Here is a 21,714-nt window from a genome sequence, read left to right as displayed (position 1 = left end):
ATGAAGCCAGCCTCTCGCCCTCTGCACGGTTCTTGCCCCATCGTTTTGACCATGGGGGACCCGGCCGGCATCGGCCCGGAGATCATTGTCAAAGCCTTCGCCGAACGACCCGCGCTGTTGCGGCAAATCGTGGTGGCCGGCGACGTGCAGACCTTGCACCAGGCGGCGCGCCGGCTGGCCACCGGGTCAACACCTTTGATGCTGGCGGAGATTGCCGAGGTCGATCAACTTGCGGCGGTGCCCCCGGGTTGCATGGCGGTGGTGCAGGCGTGCAAGCTGAACCAGCCGGTGGAGATCGGGCGTATCAGCGCGCATGCCGGTCGGGCGGCCGCCGATTGCATCGAATGGGCCGCCCAGGCCGCGCTGCGGGGTCGGGCGCGCGCCGTCGTGACCGCGCCGATCCACAAGGAGGCCCTGGCCGCCGCGGGCGTCGAGTATCCAGGACACACCGAACTGTTGCAGGCGCTCAGCGCGGCGCACCTGGACGTGTCTGTGGCCGAAATGCCGGTGCGCATGATGTTGAGTTGCCCCGGTCTGAGCACGGTGCTCGTGAGCATCCACGTGTCGCTCCGTCAGGCGCTGGACGCGGTGACCACCGAGCAGGTGTTGCAAACCATCCGAATCACACACGCGCATTTTCTGCACATCGGTGTGGCGGCACCACGGATTGCCGTCGCGGGGCTCAACCCGCACGCGGGGGAGGGCGGTTTGTTCGGGGTGGAAGATCGTGACGGGATCGCCCCGGCCATTGAGCGCGCGCGGCAGGAGGGGGTGGATGCCAGCGGCCCGCACGCCCCGGACACCGTGTTCATGCGGGCGCGGCAAGGTGCCTTCGATGTGGTCGTGGCCATGTACCACGACCAGGGGCTCATCCCGGTGAAGCTGCTGGGCCTGGACCACGGCGTGAACACCACATTGGGTTTGCCCTTTGTGCGCACCAGCCCCGACCACGGCACGGCGTTCGACATCGCAGGCACCGGGCGCGCCAGCCCCTCCAGCTTGCTGGCCGCGATCGACGCGGCCCTGGCGGCCAGCGTTACTTCTTGAGGCTGTCGCGGATTTCGCGCAGCAGCACCACATCTTCAGGCGTGGCCACCGGGGCGGGTGGCGCAACCGGGGTCTCGCGCTTGAGTCGGTTGACCTGCTTGACCATCATGAAGATGATGAACGCGAGGATGGTGAAGTTGATGGCCACGGTGATGAAATTGCCATAGGCCAGCGTGGGCACGCCAGCGGTCTTGAGCGCCGCCAGCGTGGGAGCCGTGCCCTCGGGCACCTTGCCCAGCGCCACATACAGATTGGTGAAGTCGAGGTTCCCGAAGATCGAGCCCACCAGCGGCATGATGATGTCGTCCACCATCGAGGTGACGATCTTGCCGAACGCGCCTCCGATGATCACGCCCACGGCCAGATCGATGACATTGCCCTTGACGGCAAATTCCTTGAATTCCTGCATCACACTCATGCTGCTTCCCCTCGGCTGGATGGTTGTCGTTTCTGCCCGTTGCCCCGCTCCCGGGGTGGGCGAAATCGATTCTCACACAAGGGTTGCCGCCAGCGCGACACCCAGGCGTTGAAAGAGACCCTTTGCCCCGCAAGCCTGACCGCAATAGCCCAGTCCGCTGCCCCGGCAACCGGGGGTTGCCTTGGTGTGCTCCAGTACAATGCCGGGTTGTCCCTGATGTACCGTCCTGAAGTCTCATTGAAAGAGTTCCATGAGTGAAGCTACCGCCCAAGCGCCTGCGAGCAGCAGCCGCCGTACCTGGCTGATCACGTCCTGCGCCATGGGTGGCGTGGGTGCAGCCGCAGTTGCTGTGCCCTTCGTGAGCACCTTCCAGCCGTCCGAGCGTGCCAAGGCCGCCGGTGCTGCCGTCGAGGTCGACATTTCCGGCATCCAGCCCGGTGAAAAAATCGTGGTTGAGTGGCGCGGCAAGCCGGTGTGGATCCTGCGTCGCACGCCCGAGCAGCTTGCCGCACTTGAAACCATCGAAGGTGAGCTGGCCGATCCCAACTCGAACCGCACCGCCTACCCGACGCCCGAGTACGCCAAGAACCGCCATCGCTCGATCAAGCCCGAATTTCTGGTCACTGTGGGTATCTGCACCCACCTGGGTTGCTCGCCCGGTGACAGGCTGACACCCGGTCCCCAGCCCTCGTTGCCGGATGACTGGAAAGGTGGCTTCCTGTGCGCATGCCACGGCTCCACCTTCGACGTGGCGGGCCGCGTGTTCAAGAACAAGCCGGCTCCAGACAACCTGGAAGTGCCTCCGCACTACTACCTGTCGGACACCAGGCTGCTGGTCGGTGAAGAGAAGCAGGCCTGAGCCACAGCGGTTCCGAGCGACATCAGACAACGCCACACAGAGGCAACCCATGGCTGAATTCAAAGAAGTTTCCCCCAACGCCCCGATCGCCGAAAAGGCGCTGAACTGGGTCGACAACCGGTTCCCGCTCTCCAAGCTCTACAACGAGCACCTGGCCGAGTACTACGCGCCGAAGAACTTCAACTTCTGGTATTTCTTCGGTTCGCTCGCACTGCTCGTGCTTGTGATCCAGATCGTCACCGGCATCTTTTTGGTCATGCACTACAAGCCCGACGCTGCTCTGGCTTTTGCATCGGTCGAATACATCATGCGCGACGTGCCCTGGGGCTGGTTGATCCGCTACATGCACTCCACCGGCGCTTCGGCGTTCTTCGTCGTGGTGTACCTGCACATGTTCCGTGGCCTGATCTACGGCAGCTACCGCAAGCCACGCGAGCTGGTCTGGGTGTTCGGTTGCGCCATCTTCCTGTGCCTGATGGCCGAAGCCTTCATGGGTTACCTGTTGCCCTGGGGCCAGATGTCCTACTGGGGCGCGCAGGTGATCGTGAACCTGTTCGCCGCCATTCCCTTTGTCGGTCCTGATCTGGCGCTGCTGATCCGTGGTGACTTCGTGGTGGGTGATGCCACGCTCAACCGCTTCTTCAGTTTCCACGTCATTGCAGTTCCGTTGGTGCTGCTGGGCCTGGTCGTGGCGCACATCATCGCGCTGCACGAAGTGGGTTCCAACAACCCCGACGGCGTGGAGATCAAGGCGAAGAAAGATGCCAAGGGCATCCCGCTGGACGGCATTCCTTTCCACCCCTACTACACCGTGCACGACGTGCTCGGCGTGTCGGTGTTCCTCATGCTGTTCTCCGCGATCATCTTCTTCGCGCCCGAGTTCGGTGGTTATTTCCTCGAGTACAACAACTTCATCCCGGCCGATCCGCTGGTCACGCCGCTGCACATCGCACCGGTCTGGTACTTCACGCCGTTCTATTCGATGCTGCGCGCCATCACCAGCGAGATGATGTTCGCCTTGGTGGCCATCGTTGTGATTGCCGCCGTGCTCGGCGCGCTCAAGGCCAAGGTGTCCGGCGCCATCAAGGGCGGCATCGTGATCGCTGCGGTCGTCTTGGTGGCGCTCATGCTCGCCATCGACGCCAAGTTCTGGGGTGTGGTTGCCATGGGCGGCGCCGTCATCATCCTGTTCTTCCTCCCCTGGCTGGACCACAGCCCGGTGAAGTCGATCCGTTACCGCCCGACCTGGAACAAATACCTGTACGGCGTGTTCGTCATCAACTTCCTGATCCTGGGTTACCTGGGTGTGCTGCCACCATCGCCAATCGGCGAGCGTGTGTCCCAAGTCGGCACCTTGTTCTACTTCGGCTTCTTCCTGCTGATGCCTTGGTGGAGCCGCCTGGGCGAGTTCAAGCCCGTGCCCGACCGCGTCACCTTCCAGCCCCACTGAACCCCGAAGAGCCAATTCAGAGAGTCAAGCAAATGAAAAAAATCCTCTTGGGCTTCGCGCTGGCATTGGGTATGTCGGGCGCAGCCGTGGCCGCCGGCGGAAGCATTCCGCTGGACAAGGCACCCCAGCGCACCAACGACATGGCCGCCCTGCAAAACGGCGCCAAGCTGTTCGTGAACTACTGCCTCAGCTGCCACTCTGCAGCGTTCATGCGCTACAACCGCCTGCGCGACATCGGCCTGAACGACAAGCAGATCGCAGAAAACCTCACGTTTGCCACCGACAAGATCGGTGACACGATGAAGGCGTCGATCGATCCGAAGCAGGCCAAACAATGGTTCGGTGTGAACCCGCCCGACCTGACCTTGATTGCCCGCTCGCGTTCGAGCAAGGCGGGCACGGGCGCGGACTACGTCTACACCCTGCTTCGCACCTACTACCGCGACGACACCAAGCCCACCGGCTGGAACAACCTGGCCTTCCCCAACATCGGCATGCCCAACCCCTTGTGGGAGTTGCAGGGTGAGCAGCGCCCGGTGATGGAGAAGGTGATGAGCCACGGCCACGAGGTCGAGCGCGTCAAGGGTTGGGCCACCGTCAAGCCCGGCACCATGAGTGCTGCCGAGTACGACAACAACGTGGGCGACCTGGTGGCCTATCTGCAATGGATGGCCGAGCCGGCTCAAAACAGCCGCGTGCGCCTCGGCGTGTGGGTGATGTTGTTCCTGGCCGCGTTCACCGTGGTGGCCTGGCGCCTGAATGCCTCGTTCTGGAAAGACATCAAATAATCCCATCCGACAGGGTCGGCGGCGATGTCCGCTGGCCTGTCTGTTCCGCAGTGGTTTGCAGTGTCCGTATGACACGAACGCAAACCACTGTTTTTTGCTTTAAGGAGACACCCTCATGATGGTCTTGTACTCGGGCACCACCTGCCCGTATTCCCACCGCTGCCGCTTCGTCTTGTTCGAAAAAGGCATGGACTTCGAGATCCGGGATGTCGACCTCTACAACAAGCCTGAAGACATCAGCGTCATGAACCCGTACGGCCAGGTGCCCATCCTGGTCGAGCGCGACCTCATCCTGTATGAGTCGAACATCATCAACGAGTACATCGACGAGCGCTTTCCCCATCCCCAGCTGATGCCCGGGGACCCCGTGGACCGTGCCCGTGTGCGCCTGTTCCTGCTGAACTTCGAGAAGGAGCTGTTCACGCACGTGTCCATGCTCGAATCGCGCGCGACCAAAGGCAACGAAAAGGCGCTGGAGAAGGCACGCGCACACATCCGCGACCGCCTCACGCAGCTGGCCCCGGTGTTCTTGAAAAACAAGTTCATGCTGGGCGACAACTTCTCCATGCTGGATGTGGCCATCGCCCCGCTGTTGTGGCGCCTGGATTTCTACGGCATTGAGCTCAGCAAGAACGCCGCGCCTCTGCTCAAGTACGCCGAACGCATCTTCTCGCGCCCGGCTTACATCGAAGCGCTGACGCCTTCCGAGAAAGTGATGCGCAAGTGATGGTGGACCCGGTTTCGACCGGGTCATCTTCTGGCACAGTGACCTTGCATGAGCCCCGCTGACACGGACATCCCCTCCACCCGCCCGTACCTGATTCGTGCCTTGCACGAGTGGTGCTCGGACAACGGGTTCTCTCCGTACATCGCGGTGCAGGTGGACGCGTCCGTGCAGGTGCCGATGGAGTTCGTGAAGAACGGCGAGATCGTGCTCAACGTCGGCGTGGACGCCACGAGTTCGCTCAGGCTGGGCAACGATTTCATCGAGTTCAAGGCGCGCTTCGGCGGCGTGGCACGCGAGATCGTGGTGCCCATCAGCCATGTGGTGGCGATCTACGCGCGCGAGAACGGACAGGGCATGGCTTTCCCGGCGCCTGCACCTGCCACCCTGTACGCGGTCAAGTCGGGTGCGCCTGCAGATGGGCTGGCTCCGGATGAGCACACGGATGGCAGCCCGGATGTCACATCACGCAGTCCGCTGCGTTCGGTCAAAAGTGACGTCAATAGCGAAGGTCAGGCAGACGATGCCGCCGGTCAAACAGACGAACCGCCCGAGCCCCCCACCGATGGTCCCGGGCGCATGCCGGGTCGGCCGCAGCTCAAGCGCGTCAAGTAAACTCGTGCCCTCTTTGCCGCTTTAGCTCAGTTGGTAGAGCAATCGCCTTGTAAGCGATAGGTCGTCTGTTCGAGTCAGACAAGCGGCACCAAGACCCACACGCCGGCCATTGGCCCTCACGCGAGGCGCGTTCATCGCCCCGGCATTTGGACTTTGATGCGGATTGCGTTAACCTGCGCACCGCTTTGGGTCAGCGCCCGTTGGAACGCTGGCAGCAGTTGCCTCAGTTTGGTCGAGGCGGCGGCGCTGCCCACCAGGAGACACCATTCCTGTTCGTTCAACGGGCCAGCCACCACGTGCTGGCGCATCGCCGGCGGTATCAGGTGCTGAATCTGCTCCATGCAGTGTTGGGACTCGCGGATGCGTTCCCTCAACAAGGCCAACGATGGCGCAGCGCCCACAGCCTGTTCCAGGCTGAAGACGTTTCGGGGTCGTTGATCGGTGGCCATGTGGTTCGACGGGATGGGTGCTCGCTGCCCACCGCAAGGAAAGGTTTCAGAGTGCACATCATTATCACGGACGCCTGGCTGGCCAAGAGCCGCGCATTGCACCTCAGTGGCATCAAGCTCGTGGGCGCGGCTGCTTTGGCAGCTGTGATGTTGATGCTGGCATCGATTGCCACCTACCACTGGTTCTTTCTCGAGGGCGTTCGCCAGGGTTGGCCTGGCTTTGCTTCGGTTGCCAAGCTGGTTCATCCGAACGACGCAGGCTCCAAGGACGCCTACATGCGCGCCAATCTGGACGCCATGGCACGCAAGCTGGGCGAGATGCAGGCCCGCATGATTCAAATCGATTCGCTCGGTGAACGCGTGGCCGGTTTGGCTGGGCTGAATCCGGCGGAGTTCAAGAATGCGCCTGGATCCGGCGGCTCGCTGGTGGCCAGTCGCGACATCAGCATGCAGGAATTGATGCAGGCCCTGGACACCGTCGAAGTTTCCAGCGGCTCAAGGGTTGACTGGCTCACCGTGGTGGAGTCCCGCCTGTTCGACCAGAAAATTCGCCAGACGCTCATTCCCACCGAGAAGCCGGTCGACGGCGTTCGGGTGGGCTCATCTTTCGGTTTTCGCATCGATCCCATCACGGGTCACTCGGCCTTGCACACCGGGCTTGATTTCCCGGCCGATGTAGGCACGCCGATTCTGGCCGCCGCCGGCGGTGTGGTCGTCGTGCAGGAGTACCACTCGGCTTACGGCAACATGATCGAGATCGACCATGGCAACGATTTGATCACCCGTTACGCCCACGCCTCCCAGACCTTTGTGAAGAAGGGAGACATCGTCAAACGTGGACAGAAGATCGCCAGTGTCGGCTCCACGGGCCGCTCCACCGGCCCTCACCTGCACTTTGAAGTCTGGGTGGCGGGCGTTCCGCAAGATCCCCAGCGTTTCCTGGACGCGGGGGAAAAGATCGCGTCCGCCAAGCCCGCCGTGCCGGGTCCGCGCAAGCCTTGAACGCAGGCCTGCCACGGCAGGTAAAATCGCCGCTTTGCTCTTGAAAGCCCCGCGTTCGCCGGCACATCATTGGCGCCGGGCGCACGCCCTCCAGGTTCGCAAGAACTCTCCACTTTCTTTTGCCTGCCCGGCACCCTCTGGGTGTCTGGTGCAGGCCCGCATGTATGGCCACAAACTTCCTCACCAAACTTTTTGGTAGCCGCAACGACCGACTGCTCAAGACCTACCGCAAAACGGTGGAGCGCATCAATGGTCTGGAGGCGGAGTTTGAAAAGCTCAGCGATGACGAGCTCCGTGGCAAGACCGAATCCTTCAAGCAGCGCATAGCGCAGGGCGAGAGCCTGGATGCCTTGTTGCCGGAAGCTTTTGCGGTCGTGCGCGAAGGCAGCAAGCGCGTCATGAAGATGCGTCATTTCGACGTGCAGCTGGTGGGTGGACTCGCCTTGCACCACGGCAAGGTGGCCGAGATGCGCACGGGCGAGGGCAAGACCCTGACGGCCACATTGCCGGTGTACCTGAACGCACTGACCGGCAAAGGTGTGCATGTGGTAACGGTGAACGACTACCTGGCCAGCCGCGACGCACAGTGGATGGGACGCCTCTACAACTTCCTCGGTCTCTCGGTCGGCATCAACCTGCCGCAAGCGCCGCGAGAAGAGAAGCAGGCCGCTTACCGTTCCGACATCACCTACGGCACCAACAACGAGTACGGCTTCGACTATTTGCGCGACAACATGGTGTACGAGGCTGCTGACCGCGTTCAGCGCGGCCTGAACTTCGCCATCGTCGACGAGGTGGACTCGATCCTGATCGACGAAGCCCGCACGCCACTGATCATCAGCGGTCAGGCCGAAGACCAGACGCAGACCTACATGGCCATCAAGCAGCTGGTGCCGCATCTGGTGCGTCAGGAAGGCGAAGCCGATGTGCGCACGGGCGAGGGCGTCATCAAGCCGGGTGACTTCACGGTGGACGAGAAGGCGCATGCCATTCACATGACCGAGCAAGGCCATGAACACGCCGAGCAGCTGCTCAGCCAGGCGGGTCTGTTGCCAGAAGGCGCGTCGCTTTACGACCCGGCCAACATCGCACTGCTGCACAACCTGGTCACCTCGCTCAAGGCCCACCACCTCTACCACCGCGACCAGCACTACGTGAACCAGAACGGCGAGATCGTGATCGTCGACGAGTTCACCGGTCGCTTGATGACCGGGCGGCGCTGGAGTGACGGCCTGCACCAGGCGGTCGAAGCCAAGGAAGGTGTGGCCATCCAGCCCGAGAACCAGACGCTGGCGTCCATCACCTTCCAGAACTACTTCCGCCTGTACGGCAAGCTCTCGGGCATGACCGGCACGGCCGACACCGAGGCCTATGAATTCCAAGAAATCTACAGCCTGGAGACGGTGGTGATTCCGCCGAACCGCCTGAGCAAACGTGTTGATCAGCTGGACCGTGTCTACAAGACCACGAAAGAAAAGTACGTCGCGGCCATTCAGGACATTCGTGAGTGCCATGAGCGTGGCCAACCTGTGCTGGTGGGCACCTCGTCGATCGAGAACTCGGAAATCATCGCCGAGCTGTTGGTCAAGGAGGGCCTGCCCCACGAGGTGCTGAACGCCAAGCAGCATGCACGCGAGGCAGACATCATCATCCAGGCGGGCCGCCCGGGTGGCATCACCATCGCCACCAACATGGCCGGTCGCGGCACCGACATCGTGCTCGGCGGCAACCTGGAGAAGATGGTTGACGCGGTGCAGAACGACGCCTCCCTGGACGACGCCACCAAGGCTGCGCGCATTGAAACACTGCGCCAGAACTGGCAAGCCGATCACGAGAAGGTCAAGGCACTGGGTGGCTTGCGCATCATCGCCACCGAGCGTCACGAATCGCGCCGCATCGACAACCAGCTGCGGGGCCGTTCGGGTCGTCAGGGCGATCCGGGTTCGTCGCGTTTCTATTTGAGTCTGGACGATTCGCTGATGCGCATCTTCGCGGGCGACCGCGTGCGCGCGATCATGGACCGCCTGAAGATGCCCGAGGGCGAGGCGATCGAGGCCGGCATCGTCACGCGCAGCATCGAAAGCGCGCAGCGCAAGGTCGAGGCCCGCAACTTCGACATCCGCAAGCAGCTGCTGGAATACGACGACGTGTCCAACGACCAGCGCAAGGTGATCTACCAGCAGCGCAACGACATCCTGGATGCCGTATCGCTGCGCGCACAGATCGATTCTTTGCGTGATGGTTGTTTTGCCGATCTGGTGCACCAGTACGTGCCCGAAGGCAGTGTGGAAGAGCAATGGGACCTGCCGACACTGGAGCGCGTGCTGCGCGAAGAGTGGGCGGTGGATGTGCCGGTGACGACCTGGGTGTCTGACGCCGAGTCGATCGACGCGGAAGAGGTCGCCGAGCGTGTCGTGGCTGCAGCCAAGGCGGCGTTCGAAGCCAAGGTTCAGATCGTGGGCGAAGTGAACTTCACCCAGTTCGAGCGCGTGGTGCTGCTGCAGACCATCGACGGGCAATGGCGCGAACACCTGTCTGCGCTGGACTACCTGCGCCAGGGCATTCATCTGCGCGGATATGCGCAGAAACAGCCCAAGCAGGAGTACAAGCGCGAGGCCTTTGTGCTGTTTGGTCAGTTGCTGGACACCGTGAAGAACGATGTGACACGCGTGTTGATGAACGTGCGTGTGCAGTCCGCCGAGCAGATGGCGCAGGCGGCCGACCAGATGGAAGAGCGCGCAGAGCAGATCGCCAATGTGACCTACACCGCGCCCACCGAAACCGGTGAAGCCGAGACGGTGGGTGCGGCCGGCGCTGCACCGCGTCCCGTGGGCGATGTGCCGCGCGTGGGCCGAAACGATCCTTGCCCCTGCGGCAGCGGCAAAAAATACAAGCAGTGCCACGGCAAGCTGGACTGATGCGCCGGGACCCAGGGTCCCGCAGGTTCCACTGACTGGCTCAACCCTGAATCCACGGAGTCCCCCATGCCCGTTCAACTCGAGACGCCCTCGGCCATCGACCTGTTCCCCATCGCAGGTGTGCGCATCGGTGTGGCTGAAGCCGGCATCCGCAAGGCCAACCGCAAAGACCTCACGGTGTTCTTGCTGGACGAAGGCTGTGCGGTCGGTGCGGTGTTCACCCAGAACCGCTACGCCGCAGCCCCGGTGCAGGTGTGCCGCGAACACCTGGCCGCTGGGCAGGGCGTGCGAGCGCTGGTGATCAACACCGGCAACGCCAACGCCGGCACGGGCGAGCCGGGTCTTGCGAATGCACGTCAGACCTGCACCGCTTTGGCTTTGTCCCTGGGGGTGCGCCACGAGCAGGTGCTGCCGTTTTCCACCGGTGTGATCATGGAGCCGCTGCCGCTCGATCGCCTGCTCGCGGGTTTGCCGGCCGCCCTCACCGACGCGGCGCAACCGCAAAACGACAGCGGCGCGCAGTGGCTGCTGGCTGCCCAGGGCATCATGACCACCGACACCCTGCCCAAGGCCTGCAGTCAGCGCATGACCATCGATGGACAGGTTGTGCACGCCACCGGCATCGCCAAAGGGGCCGGCATGATCCGCCCGAACATGGCGACCATGCTGGGTTTCCTGGCCACCGACGCCGCCGTGGCGCCCGCACTCATGAACGAGCTGGCCCGCCGCCTGGCCGACGCCTCGTTCAACCGCGTCACGGTGGACGGCGACACGAGCACCAACGATTCGTTTGTGGTGGTGGCCACCGGTCAAGCGGGCCACGCTCCCATCACCGACCTGAACAGCCCGGCGGGACAGGCGCTGGTGGATGGCTTGACGAATGTGGCGCGTTTTCTCGCGCATGCCATCGTGCGCGACGGAGAAGGCGCCACGAAGTTCATCACCATCCAGGTTGAAGGCGGTCGCACCACCGCCGAATGCCTGTTGGCAGCCTACGCTGTCGCACATTCGCCCCTGGTCAAGACCGCGTTCTTTGCCAGCGATCCCAATCTCGGCCGCATTCTCGCCGCCGTGGGCTACGCCGGCATTCACGATCTTGATGTGAGCGGCATCGAGCTGCACCTGGGCGATGTGCACGTGGTCACCCAAGGCGGTCGCCATCCCGACTACCGTGAAGAAGACGGTCAGCGCGTGATGAAGCAAACCGAGATCCTGGTGCGCATTGGCCTGGGTCGTGGCAGCGCCACCGAGACGGTGTGGACCTGCGATTTCAGCCACGACTACGTGACCATCAACGCCGACTACCGGTCCTGAGTCGCGTGCCATGAACGAACAATTTGAACGCTTGCTCGCGCGTGCCGAGCAGTTGATGACCCGCATCGAATCGGTGCTGCCCCAACCCATGCAGGCACCCGACTGGTCGGCTGCGGTGGCTTGGCGCTACCGCAAACGTTCGAGCGGCCACGGCGCGCTGGAGCCGGTGCGCCACGTGGGTGCCATGCGCCTGAGCGATCTGCAGGAGATCGATGGACAGAAAGAAAAGATCCAGCGCAACACGCTGCAGTTCGTGCAGGGCCTGCCGGCCAACAACGTGTTGCTCACCGGAGCGCGCGGCACCGGCAAGTCCTCGCTGATCCGGGCCTGTCTCAATGAATACGCGCCGCAGGGCCTGCGCCTGATCGAGGTCGACAAGGCCGAGCTGGTGGACCTGCCCGACATCGTCGATGTGGTGTCCGAGCGGCCCGAGCGCTTCATCGTTTTTTGCGACGACCTCAGTTTTGAAGACGGTGAGCCCGGCTACAAGGCGCTCAAGTCCATCCTCGACGGTTCGGTGTCCGCAGCCAGCCCCAACGTGCTCATCTACGCCACGAGCAACCGGCGCCACCTCTTGCCCGAGTACATGAAGGAAAACCTCACCTACACCCACACCGCTGAAGGTGAGGTGCATCCAGGTGAGGTGGTGGAAGAGAAGATCTCGCTCTCGGAGCGGTTTGGTCTGTGGGTGAGCTTTTACCCGTTCAGCCAGGACGAATACCTCACCATCGTGGCGCAGTGGCTCTCGTCGTTCGGTGTGCCCGCTGCCGACATCGACGCAGCGCGTCCCCAGGCGCTGGTGTGGGCATTGGAGCGCGGTTCGCGCAGCGGACGCGTGGCCTACCAGTTCGCCCGCGACTACGCCGGCACGCACGCTTCAAAGGCATGAATTCCAAGGTCCTCGTCGTGGATGCCGACCCCGGCGTTGAACGACCGGTGGACCGGCCCGTGGTCGACGTGGCAGTGGGTTTGCTGATCGCGCCCGACGGCCATTTTCTGCTCACCTCGCGCCCGGTGGGCAAGGTGTATGCGGGCTACTGGGAATTTCCGGGCGGCAAACTCGAAGCCGGCGAGTCGGTCGAACAAGCCTTGCGCCGTGAACTGCAGGAAGAGATCGGTGTGACCATCGGCGCGGCCCACACGTGGCGCGACAGCCTGGTCGACTACCCGCACGCGCTGGTGCGCCTGCACTTCTGCAAGGTGTTTGACTGGACGGGTGCACTTCAGATGCGCGAGGGCCAGCAGTTCAGCTGGGAGACCTTGCCGGCGCGCTGCGCGCCAATTTTGCCGGGCACGGTGCCGGTGCTGGAGTGGCTTGCGCTTGAGCGCGGGCTTGAACTGAACTGACGCCGTTCGCTCACGACGTCCCGAAGTCCGGGTCGTTCTGGCTGTCCTGCTCGGGAAGTTTGAAACTTTCGGTGGCCCAGGCACCAAAGTCCATGTTCTTGCAACGCTCGCAGCAGAACGGCCGAAAGGCGTTGCTGGGTGCGTAGATGCTGGGGCCACCACACCCCGGGCAGCGAACGATCTTCTGTGGGCTGGTGCTGGCGTTCGCAGACATGGGATTCCGGCGGCAACGTTCAGGCGCAGAGCGTGAGCTCAAACGCGGTGTCGTCCTGCGCCGAGTGCAGGCGGTCGTCATCGCCTTGGCGCATCAAGCGAACCGACAACATCAATCGATTGCCGCTGATCTCGGGAATCAGACCGGAGCTCGGGTCCATGCGCAGTCGCAGCAACTGGAAGGTGCGGCCCTGGGGCAGGGTTTGCTGGAACTGCCCACCCGGCGCCACGACCTTTTGCGGCGAACCCGAATCCCGCAGCATCTTGAGCAGCAGGACGATGGACTCGGCCAGCGGCGCCAGCGGCACCGACCAGCGCTGCAGGTCCGCCTGGCGTTCTGCGGCACTGTGGTGCTGCCACTTGTAATAGGCCGGCAGATCGAATTCGCAGGTGCCCGCGGGGATGCCGATGCGGCTGCGGATGCTCATCAACCAGTCGTTTTCGGTCAAGGACTGACCTGTTTTGCCCACCAGACCGCTGAGCTGGGAAAAGCAGTCTTCCAGCTGGTCAATGGCTTCGTTGAGCGCCTGCTCCGAGATCATCGGATTCCCACGGTAGGAAATGAGCTGCTGCTTGTGCCGCTCGAGGTCTTTCAGAACGTCGGACTTCATGTCTGCCCGGGACGCCACTTCGATGATTTCGAAAATGGTCTGGATCGCGAAGTGGTGGTCCAGCGGGTGCTGGCGCGGAACCAATTCGACCATGCGCCGGAACAGTTGTTCAAGTCGCAGGTAGGTGCGGATGCGTTCGTTGAAAGGGTATTCGTACAGGATCACAGCAGCGTGGGTTCGCAGGGCGGGGCAGCGGGTGGGCGTTCATCATAGCCCGAACCGTTTGGCCAGCGCCTGAGCGAGGTGTTGCAGGTTGTCCAGGCCCTCTCCTTCGTTGAACACCACGAAGTCTGCGGCGGCCAGGCGCTGTTCGCGCGAACACTGGTTGCGCATGGCGGCCTCGATCGTGGTCAGATCCCATCCACTGCGCTGTGTGACCCGCCGAATCTGTGTGGCGGGAAGGCAGTCGACCACCAGCACCCGATCCAGTTGCCCCCGCCAGTGCGGCGACTCCACCAACAGCGGCACGTCGAAGATCAGGACACGGGATGTGGCCTGCAGCGCCAGCTTCCGAATCTCTTGCCCAACCAGTGGATGCACGATGTTTTCCAGCACCTTGCGTTGTTCGGGCTGTGAGAACACAAGGGCACGCATGCGGGCCCGGTCGAGTGCGCCATCGGCATCAATGAATTCCTGGCCAAATGCCTGTGCAATCGCCGCAATGGCTGCGCCGCCGCTGGCCGTTGTAGCGCGCGACACCGCATCCGCATCGATCACGTCAGCACCCAGGGACTGGAGCATGTTCGCCAGCGTGCTCTTGCCGCTGCCGATACCGCCGGTGAGCCCCAGCCTGAGGACTTGTCGCGCTGGAGTCGCCGTGCTCACAAGCCAATCACGGCCAGGATGGCCGACGGCCCGAAGATCATGGCGGTGAGGCCGGCGAGCGCCAGGAAGGGGCCGAACGGCACGTACCCGCCTTCGCGCAGCTCACCTCTGAATTTGATGGCGATGCCGATCACCGCCCCGATGACCGAGGCCATGAGGATGATGGGGATGAGGGCCTGCCAGCCAAACCAGGCGCCCAGGGCGGCGAAGAGTTTGAAGTCGCCGTAGCCCATGCCTTCCTTGCCGGTGGTGAGCTTGAAGGCCCAGTACACCAGCCACAACGAGAGGTAGCCTCCCACGGCGCCCCACACCGCATCGGGCAGAGCGGTATCGGTCAGCTTCAGACCCGCCGCGCACAGGCCTGCCCACAACAAGGGAAGCGTGATGTCGTCCGGCAACAAGGTGGTGTCCCAATCGATGCAGGCCAACGCCAACACGGCCGCGGAAAATCCGCACCAGGCAAGCGCTTCCCAACTGCCGCCCCAGTTCCAGCCGCACCAGGCAAACAGTGCTGCGCAGGTCACCTCCACCGCCGGGTAGCGGGCACTGATCGGTGCCGCGCATTGGCTGCATTTGCCGCGCAGTGCGAGGTAGCTGAAGAGCGGGATGTTCTCGAACCAGCGAATCTGGTGGCCACAGTGGGGGCAGCGCGAGCGCGGCACCATGAGGTTGAACGGCTGGGCTGTGGCAGCCGCCGTGTCGGAAGCCGTGGCGTTTTCAGGATGGAGTTCCGCGCACTCGGCGGCCCAGTGCAACTCCATCATCTTGGGCAGGCGGTGGATCACCACATTGAGAAAGCTGCCCACCAGCAAGCCGAGAAGACCCAGCAGCGCCGCTTCCGGCGCACCCGCACCGAGCATCAAACCACCTGACCCAACTTGAAGATGGGCAGGTACATCGACACCACGATGCCACCGATGACCGTGCCCAGCACCACGATGATGATGGGCTCCATCAGGCTGGAGATGCCGGCCACCATGTCGTCCACTTCCGCCTCGTAAAAGTCGGCTGCCTTTCCAAGCATGTGGTCGATCGAGCCGGATTCTTCACCAATGGCGCACATCTGCAGCACCATGGACGGAAAGATGTTGGCGTTGGTCATCGCGTTGGTCAGGCTGGTCCCGGTGGACACCTCCTGCTGGATGCGCTCGGTGGCAATTGCATAAACGGAGTTGCCCGAAGCGCCGCCCACCGAGTCGAGCGCTTCCACCAGCGGAACACCGGCAGCGAACATGGTCGACAACGTGCGGGTCCAGCGCGCAATCACCGACTTCTCGATCAGCACACCGAAGATCGGCAGCTTGAGCAAGACACGGTCCATGAATCGCTGCACCTTTTCATTGCGGCGCCAGGCCTGCATGAAAAAGTAGAAGCCGCCGCCTAGGCCACCGAAGATCAGCCACCAGTATTCCGTGAAGAACTCGCTCATCGCGATCACGAACAGGGTGGGAGCGGGAAGGTCTGCGCCGAACGAACTGAACACTTCCTTGAAGGAGGGGATCACGAAGATCATGATCACGGCGACCACCACGAAGGCCACGATCACCACCGCGATGGGGTACATCAGCGCCGACTTGATCTTTGACTTGAGGGCCTCGGTCTTCTCCATGTAGACCGCGAGGCGGTCCAGCAACTCTTCCAGAATACCGGCGGCTTCGCCGGCTTCCACCAGATTGCAGTACAGACTGTCGAAGTAGAGGGGGTTCTTGCGGAAAGCCGCACTCAGCGAGGTGCCGGTCTCAACGTCGGTGCGGATGTCGTTGAGCAGCTTGGTCACGCTGGGGTTGGGGTTGCCACGTCCGACGATGTCGAACGCCTGCAGCAAGGGGACACCCGCCTTCATCATGGTGGCCAGTTGGCGCGTGAAGATCGCGATGTCTTTCGGCTTGATGCGCTTGCCCGAGCTCATGCGGCGCTTCTTCACCTTGCTCGGGATGATGCCCTGGCGACGCAGCGCCGCCAGCACCTGGTTCTCTCCCACGGCACGGGTCTCACCGCGAACCGTCTTGCCGTTGCGGTCTTTGCCTTCCCACTCGAAAACGACGTCTTTGATGCTCTTGGTTGCAGCGGTTGCCATGGGTTCCTCTCAGGCGTGTGTCTGGCGCAGCGTCATTCGTTGGTGACGCTGAGCACTTCTTCCAGTGAAGTCAGGCCCAGCTTCACCTTGAGCAGTCCGGATTCGCGCAATGTGCGAACGCCTTCCTTGCTGGCCTGTTGGGCGATGTCCAGCGCGCTGCCGCCGCGCAGGATGATGCGTTGAATTTCTTCGGAGATCGGCATCACCTGGTAAATACCGACGCGCCCCTTGTAGCCGTTGTTGCATGCCGAGCAGCCCACGGGACGGTAGGGCGTCCAGGTGCCGTCAAGGTCGTCTGCCTTGAAACCCGCATCCACCAAAGCCTTGCGGGGCACATCCAGGGTGGCCTTGCAAACACCGCACAGGCGGCGAGCCAGTCGCTGCGCAGTGATCAGGATCACACTGGACGCAATGTTGAACGTGGGAATGCCCATGTTCATCATGCGTGTCAGCGTGGTCGGTGCATCGTTGGTGTGCAGCGTCGACAACACCATGTGGCCGGTTTGTGCGGCCTTGATGGAGATGTCTGCTGTCTCCAGGTCGCGAATCTCACCGACCATGATCACGTCGGGATCCTGCCGCAGGAAAGCCTTCAGAGCAGCCGCGAAAGTCAGGCCGGCCTTCTCGTTCACGTTGACCTGGTTCACCCCGGGCAAATTGATCTCCGAGGGATCTTCTGCCGTCGAGATGTTGATCCCGGGTTTGTTCAGGATGTTGAGGCAGGTGTAGAGCGACACGGTCTTGCCTGAACCCGTGGGCCCGGTCACCAGCACCATGCCATAGGGGCGGCCGATCGCGGCCATCAACCGCTCTTTCTCTTCCGGTTCGTAGCCCAGCGCATCGATGCCCACCTTGGCACTGCTGGGATCCAGGATACGAATCACGATCTTCTCGCCGAAGAGCGTGGGCAGGGTGCTCACCCGGAAGTCGATCACCCGGTCCGGTCCGATCTTGAGCTTCATCCGACCGTCTTGCGGCACGCGTTTCTCGGAGATGTCCATGCGGGAGATCACCTTGATGCGCGAGGCCAGCTTGTCCTTGATGGCGATCGGGGGCGAGGCGATCTCGCGGAGTTCGCCGTCCACCCGGAAACGCACACGGTAGGTGTGTTCGTAGGGCTCAAAATGCAGGTCGGAGGCGCGCATGTTGAACGCGTCGATCAGCATCTTGTGAAGGAACTTGACCACCGGCGCGTCGTCGACCTCGGAAGCCTTGTCGTTCGCGTCCGTGACCACGGTTTCGGTGGACGCTTCATCGAATTCGAAGTCGCCTCCGATGATGTTGTCCATGGTCTCCGCGACGCTGGTGGTTTGCGCATCCACCAGCTTGCTGAGCTTGTCGTATTCGGCAATCACCCAATCCACGCCCATTTGCGTGGCGAACTTGATCTTTTCCGCCGCCTGTTGATCGGCAGGGTCCGCCGTGGCCACCATCAGGCGGTTGTTGCGCTTGCTCAGAACGACGATGCGGTAGTCGGCGCAGATTTTTGCGTCCAGCAGGCCACTGGGCAAACGCTGCACATCGATCGCATCCAGGTCCAGCAGTGGGGCGGAGAACGCCGCCGACATGGTGTGCGCGAGGTCTGCAGCGGAGACGGCGCCTGAACCCGTCAATTCAGCGATGAAGCTTGAGCGGCCACTCTGGGCTTTGCGGTAGAGGTCTTCTGCGGCCTTTTGCCCGAGCTTGCCAGCCGACACCAATGCACGGCCCAGGCCCGGCAGGGCCATGGACGGAGATTCCTGGGTAACAGATTCAACGGACGCCATAGCCCCGTAATCTAGCGTAAATCAACGACTTGGCCGCCAATTTGGAGGCAAGTTGTGCTGAATATGCGGATTCGCGCCGATGGGCGTTGTATCGAGGTTGCGGCGCCCGCGCCGGTCGTTCGAAATGCCCCGTTCATCGGTCCCGGTTCCAGCTTGACTGATGGGTCCAAACTGGTCGGGGTGAGAGGATTCGAACCTCCGGCCTCTACGTCCCGAACGTAGCGCTCTACCTGGCTAAGCTACACCCCGAATAACCCGATGGGTCAACGAAAAAGCGGCCTTGCACCGCTCTGGAGATCAGGAGCGGCGCCCCAACAAATCCGACGCCAATTGTAGCAAGGCGGCGCTGTAGGCATTGTCGGGGAGCTGCTTTGCAGCGTCGATCGCGCGCTGCGCCTCGGCATCGGCGCTGGCACGGGCTTCCTTCAGTGCGCCGGTGTCGAGAATGATGGAGCGGATGTCGTCAAGATGGGCCACATCGCCCTCCTCGATGGCTTGTCTGATCAGCAGCTTCTGCGCATCTGACGCCGTTCGCAGCGCGCAAATGATGGGCAAGGTGACCTTGCCCTCTCGCAAGTCGTCGCCCAGGTTCTTGCCCAACTCCTCGGCGCTGCCTTCGTAGTCAAGCACGTCGTCGATCACCTGGAAGGCGGTCCCGAGAGCCTGACCATAGCTGGCGCACAAAGCCTCTGTGGGCCCATCGGCCTTCGCCAGAATTGCTGCAAGCCGGGCGCTGGCTTCGAACAACTTCGCCGTCTTGGACCGGATGATCCGCAAATACGCCGCTTCGTCGATGGAGGCGTCGTGCATGTTCATGAGCTGAAGCACCTCACCCTCGGCGATCACGTTGGTTGCGTCGGAGAGCACCTGCATGACCCGCATGTCATTCACGTCCACCATCATCTGGAACGCCCTCGAGTAGAGGAAGTCCCCCACGAGCACGCTCGCGGCGTTGCCAAACCGTTCGTTGGCCGTTTCCCGCCCCCGGCGAAGTGTGGACTCGTCCACCACATCGTCGTGCAACAGCGTGGCTGTGTGAATGAATTCCACCACCGCCGCCAGCGTGTGCCGGTGGGGGCTCTGGCTTTCGATGGCTCCGCTCAGCATCAGCAGCAAGGCTGGACGCAAGCGCTTGCCCCCGGCCGAGATGATGTACTGCGCCACTTCCCTGACCAGCGGCACTTCCGTGGTGAGCCGTTCGTGGATCACCTCATCGACCCGGGCCATGTCCGGTTGGATCAGTTCGAGCGGGTTGCCGGGTTTCGAGATGGGAGTGGTCAAAATTCGGGCCGGATGGAGAGTGGAGGGGGATGCCGGGCCGTGTGGATTATAGAAACGAGCCGAACTCCCTCGGGTCATCCGGGAGTGTGGGAGGTGGCTGGAGGGTGCGTGGAGAGCTCCCTTGCCGAGGGCCGATGAGCATGCTAAACTCGCGGGCTCAGCGGAATTGGGTCCGCTGGATTTCCATTCGTGGAATTTTTACAAGAGGTTCATATGTACGCGGTCATAAAAACCGGTGGCAAACAGTATCGTGTTGCTGCTGGCGAAAAAATTAAAGTAGAACAGATTGCTGCGGATGTGGGCCAAGAGATCGTGTTTGACCAGGTTCTGGCTGTCGGCAACGGCACCGAGATCAAGATCGGCACTCCCTTGGTTTCCGGCGCAACAGTAACGGTCACAGTGTTGGCCCATGGCAGACACGACAAAGTGCACATCTTCAAGATGCGCCGGCGCAAGCACTACCAGAAGCGCCAAGGTCACCGTCAAAATTTCACCGAACTGCAGATCTCGTCGATCGCAGGCTGAGGAGTAGGTCAACATGGCACAGAAAAAAGGCGGCGGCTCAACGCGAAACGGGCGCGATTCCAAGCCCAAGATGCTCGGCGTGAAAGCGTTCGGCGGCGAACTGGTCAGCGCAGGCTCGATCATCGTGCGTCAGCGCGGCACCAAGTTCCATCCCGGCCTCAACGTCGGCTTGGGCAAAGACCACACGATCTTTGCCACGGTGGACGGCCACGTGTCGTTCGCTGTGAAAGGCGAACTCAATCGCCAGACCGTCAGCATCACACCCGTTTGATCGGGCCACTGCAGGTGCCGCCGGATTTTTTAAAGTCTCGGGGGCGTTTGCTCAGTGCTGACGTGTAAATGCAGAAGGCCCGCCCAAGCGGGCTTTTTGTTTTGGATTTTTAGTGGGGACGCGTCCCTGGAAAGCATGTCATGAAATTTGTGGATGAAGCCACCATCGATGTCGCTGCGGGCGATGGCGGCAACGGCTGCGCATCTTTCCGGCATGAGAAGTACAAGGAGTTCGGCGGCCCCGACGGTGGCGACGGCGGGCGCGGTGGGCATGTCTATGCTGTGGCGGACGCGAGCCTGAACACGCTGGTCGACTTCCGTTTCACGCGCCGCTTTGAAGCTGAGCGCGGCGAACACGGCAAGGGCTCCGACATGTTCGGTGTCAAGGGTGGTGACATCGTCTTGAAGATGCCGGTGGGCACCATCATTGCCGATGCCGAAACGGGTGAAACGCTGCACGAGTTGCTGCAGCCGGGCGAACAAGTGACCATTGCCAAAGGCGGCGATGGTGGCTTCGGCAACATGCATTACAAGAGTTCCACCAACCGGGCGCCTCGGCAGAAGACGCCGGGCTGGGCCGGTGAGAAACGCACCTTGAAGCTGGAACTCAAGGTGCTGGCCGACGTGGGTTTGCTCGGCATGCCGAACGCAGGCAAGTCCACCTTGATCTCTGCCATTTCGAACGCCCGCCCCAAGATCGCCGATTACCCGTTCACAACGTTGCATCCGAACCTCGGTGTGGTCCGGGTGGCGCCCGAAAAGAGCTTCGTGGTCGCCGACGTGCCGGGTTTGATCGAAGGTGCCTCCGAAGGGGCTGGACTGGGCCATCAGTTTCTGCGCCATCTGCAGCGCACCCGGTTGTTGCTGCACATGGTGGATGTTGCGCCGTTTGACGAAGGTGTTGATCCGGTCGTGCAGGCCAAGGCCATCATTGCAGAGCTCAAGAAGTACGACCAGAAGCTGTATGAAAAGCCGCGCTGGCTGGTGCTCAACAAGCTGGACATGGTGCCGCTCGACGAACGAGAGGCCAAAGTCAAGGACATCGTGAAACGTCTCAAGTACAAGGGACCTGTGTTCGAGATCTCGGCCCTAACGCGCGAAGGCTGCGAGTTTCTCGTGCAAAAGGTGTACGAGCACATCGCCAAGGTCCACCAGGCGACCCTGGCACCGGTGGACATCGATCCCCGGTTTGACACGCCCCTGCCCAGCTGAAGC

The 21,714-nt window shown here is 62.3% G+C and carries 22 protein-coding genes and 2 tRNA genes; 15 read left to right on the top strand and 9 right to left on the bottom strand.

Going from position 1 to position 21,714, the window contains the following annotated elements:
* Nucleotides 1-1,047, top strand: a complete 1,047-nt coding sequence (gene pdxA / locus BSY239_RS15145; protein WP_069047522.1) for a 4-hydroxythreonine-4-phosphate dehydrogenase PdxA — start codon at nucleotides 1-3, stop codon at nucleotides 1,045-1,047.
* On the opposite strand, the gene mscL is transcribed toward pdxA, so the two are convergent.
* Nucleotides 1,037-1,465 (bottom strand): large conductance mechanosensitive channel protein MscL, encoded by a 429-nt coding sequence (mscL, locus tag BSY239_RS15140; RefSeq protein ID WP_069047521.1) that lies wholly within the window; start codon nucleotides 1,463-1,465, stop codon nucleotides 1,037-1,039. The genes pdxA and mscL overlap by 11 nt on opposite strands.
* Before the next feature lie 250 nt (nucleotides 1,466-1,715).
* On the opposite strand from mscL, the gene petA reads away from it, so the two are divergent.
* The 11 genes from petA (at nucleotide 1,716) to BSY239_RS15080 (ending at nucleotide 12,931) form a co-directional block, all read left to right on the top strand.
* The gene (gene petA, locus BSY239_RS15135) at nucleotides 1,716-2,324 is read left to right on the top strand and encodes a ubiquinol-cytochrome c reductase iron-sulfur subunit (RefSeq protein WP_069047520.1); all 609 of its coding nucleotides are present in this window, start codon (nucleotides 1,716-1,718) and stop codon (nucleotides 2,322-2,324) included.
* Nucleotides 2,325-2,373: 49 nt separating this feature from the next.
* Nucleotides 2,374-3,774: a cytochrome b gene (locus BSY239_RS15130; protein ID WP_069047519.1), complete on the top strand. Its 1,401-nt coding sequence runs from the start codon at nucleotides 2,374-2,376 to the stop codon at nucleotides 3,772-3,774.
* A 32-nt stretch (nucleotides 3,775-3,806) separates the two neighbouring features.
* Nucleotides 3,807-4,562 (top strand): cytochrome c1, encoded by a 756-nt coding sequence (locus tag BSY239_RS15125; RefSeq protein ID WP_069047518.1) that lies wholly within the window; start codon nucleotides 3,807-3,809, stop codon nucleotides 4,560-4,562.
* Nucleotides 4,563-4,677: 115 nt separating this feature from the next.
* Nucleotides 4,678-5,289: a glutathione S-transferase N-terminal domain-containing protein gene (locus BSY239_RS15120; RefSeq protein ID WP_056273171.1), complete on the top strand. Its 612-nt coding sequence runs from the start codon at nucleotides 4,678-4,680 to the stop codon at nucleotides 5,287-5,289.
* Nucleotides 5,290-5,337: 48 nt separating this feature from the next.
* Nucleotides 5,338-5,901, top strand: coding sequence for a ClpXP protease specificity-enhancing factor (locus tag BSY239_RS15115; RefSeq protein WP_069047517.1), 564 nt, complete (start codon nucleotides 5,338-5,340; stop codon nucleotides 5,899-5,901).
* 15 nt (nucleotides 5,902-5,916) lie between these two features.
* Nucleotides 5,917-5,992: transfer RNA gene (locus BSY239_RS15110), tRNA-Thr, on the top strand.
* 409 nt (nucleotides 5,993-6,401) lie between these two features.
* Nucleotides 6,402-7,352 (top strand): M23 family metallopeptidase, encoded by a 951-nt coding sequence (locus BSY239_RS15100; RefSeq protein ID WP_069047515.1) that lies wholly within the window; start codon nucleotides 6,402-6,404, stop codon nucleotides 7,350-7,352.
* A gap of 164 nt (nucleotides 7,353-7,516) precedes the next feature.
* A complete protein-coding gene (gene secA, locus BSY239_RS15095) occupies nucleotides 7,517-10,270 on the top strand; it encodes a preprotein translocase subunit SecA (protein ID WP_069047514.1) in 2,754 nt (917 codons plus the stop codon).
* 66 nt (nucleotides 10,271-10,336) lie between these two features.
* Complete coding sequence (gene argJ, locus BSY239_RS15090; protein WP_069047513.1) at nucleotides 10,337-11,584, top strand: bifunctional glutamate N-acetyltransferase/amino-acid acetyltransferase ArgJ; 1,248 nt, start codon at nucleotides 10,337-10,339, stop codon at nucleotides 11,582-11,584.
* Nucleotides 11,585-11,594: 10 nt separating this feature from the next.
* On the top strand, nucleotides 11,595-12,473 hold the full coding sequence (locus BSY239_RS15085; RefSeq protein WP_069047512.1) for an ATP-binding protein: 879 nt from the start codon (nucleotides 11,595-11,597) through the stop codon (nucleotides 12,471-12,473).
* Entirely contained in the window at nucleotides 12,470-12,931 is a 462-nt protein-coding gene (locus BSY239_RS15080; RefSeq protein ID WP_069047511.1) for an NUDIX domain-containing protein, read from the top strand. Before BSY239_RS15085 ends, BSY239_RS15080 begins: the two co-directional genes overlap by 4 nt.
* Before the next feature lie 10 nt (nucleotides 12,932-12,941).
* On the opposite strand, the gene BSY239_RS15075 is transcribed toward BSY239_RS15080, so the two are convergent.
* From BSY239_RS15075 to BSY239_RS15040, 8 genes are all read right to left on the bottom strand, one after another.
* A complete protein-coding gene (locus tag BSY239_RS15075; RefSeq protein WP_069047510.1) occupies nucleotides 12,942-13,145 on the bottom strand; it encodes a DNA gyrase inhibitor YacG in 204 nt (67 codons plus the stop codon).
* 19 nt (nucleotides 13,146-13,164) lie between these two features.
* Nucleotides 13,165-13,920 (bottom strand): cell division protein ZapD, encoded by a 756-nt coding sequence (gene zapD / locus BSY239_RS15070; protein ID WP_069047509.1) that lies wholly within the window; start codon nucleotides 13,918-13,920, stop codon nucleotides 13,165-13,167.
* Nucleotides 13,921-13,962: 42 nt separating this feature from the next.
* Nucleotides 13,963-14,580 carry a dephospho-CoA kinase gene (coaE, locus tag BSY239_RS15065; protein WP_069047508.1) on the bottom strand — a complete coding sequence of 206 codons (618 nt, stop codon included), beginning with the start codon at nucleotides 14,578-14,580 and terminating at the stop codon, nucleotides 13,963-13,965.
* Nucleotides 14,577-15,440, bottom strand: a complete 864-nt coding sequence (locus BSY239_RS15060; protein ID WP_069047507.1) for a prepilin peptidase — start codon at nucleotides 15,438-15,440, stop codon at nucleotides 14,577-14,579. Before BSY239_RS15060 ends, coaE begins: the two co-directional genes overlap by 4 nt.
* Nucleotides 15,440-16,657 (bottom strand): type II secretion system F family protein, encoded by a 1,218-nt coding sequence (locus BSY239_RS15055; protein WP_069047506.1) that lies wholly within the window; start codon nucleotides 16,655-16,657, stop codon nucleotides 15,440-15,442. The genes BSY239_RS15060 and BSY239_RS15055 overlap by 1 nt, the downstream gene beginning before the upstream one ends.
* A 32-nt stretch (nucleotides 16,658-16,689) precedes the next feature.
* On the bottom strand, nucleotides 16,690-18,384 hold the full coding sequence (pilB, locus tag BSY239_RS15050) for a type IV-A pilus assembly ATPase PilB (RefSeq protein ID WP_442905749.1): 1,695 nt from the start codon (nucleotides 18,382-18,384) through the stop codon (nucleotides 16,690-16,692).
* A gap of 211 nt (nucleotides 18,385-18,595) precedes the next feature.
* Nucleotides 18,596-18,672, bottom strand: a tRNA-Pro gene (locus BSY239_RS15045).
* 48 nt (nucleotides 18,673-18,720) lie between these two features.
* Entirely contained in the window at nucleotides 18,721-19,650 is a 930-nt protein-coding gene (locus BSY239_RS15040; RefSeq protein WP_083240201.1) for a polyprenyl synthetase family protein, read from the bottom strand.
* 267 nt (nucleotides 19,651-19,917) lie between these two features.
* Here BSY239_RS15040 and rplU point away from each other — a divergent pair, with 267 nt between their 5' ends.
* From rplU to cgtA, 3 genes are all read left to right on the top strand, one after another.
* Nucleotides 19,918-20,229: a 50S ribosomal protein L21 gene (rplU, locus tag BSY239_RS15035; protein WP_069047504.1), complete on the top strand. Its 312-nt coding sequence runs from the start codon at nucleotides 19,918-19,920 to the stop codon at nucleotides 20,227-20,229.
* A gap of 13 nt (nucleotides 20,230-20,242) precedes the next feature.
* The gene (gene rpmA, locus BSY239_RS15030) at nucleotides 20,243-20,500 is read left to right on the top strand and encodes a 50S ribosomal protein L27 (protein WP_056273119.1); all 258 of its coding nucleotides are present in this window, start codon (nucleotides 20,243-20,245) and stop codon (nucleotides 20,498-20,500) included.
* A 140-nt stretch (nucleotides 20,501-20,640) separates the two neighbouring features.
* Complete coding sequence (cgtA, locus tag BSY239_RS15025; protein ID WP_069047503.1) at nucleotides 20,641-21,711, top strand: Obg family GTPase CgtA; 1,071 nt, start codon at nucleotides 20,641-20,643, stop codon at nucleotides 21,709-21,711.
* Nucleotides 21,712-21,714: the final 3 nt, after the last annotated feature.

This window comes from Hydrogenophaga sp. RAC07 (assembly GCF_001713375.1).
Classification (GTDB): domain Bacteria; phylum Pseudomonadota; class Gammaproteobacteria; order Burkholderiales; family Burkholderiaceae_C; genus Hydrogenophaga.
This window is presented reverse-complemented; position numbering and strand designations above follow the sequence as displayed.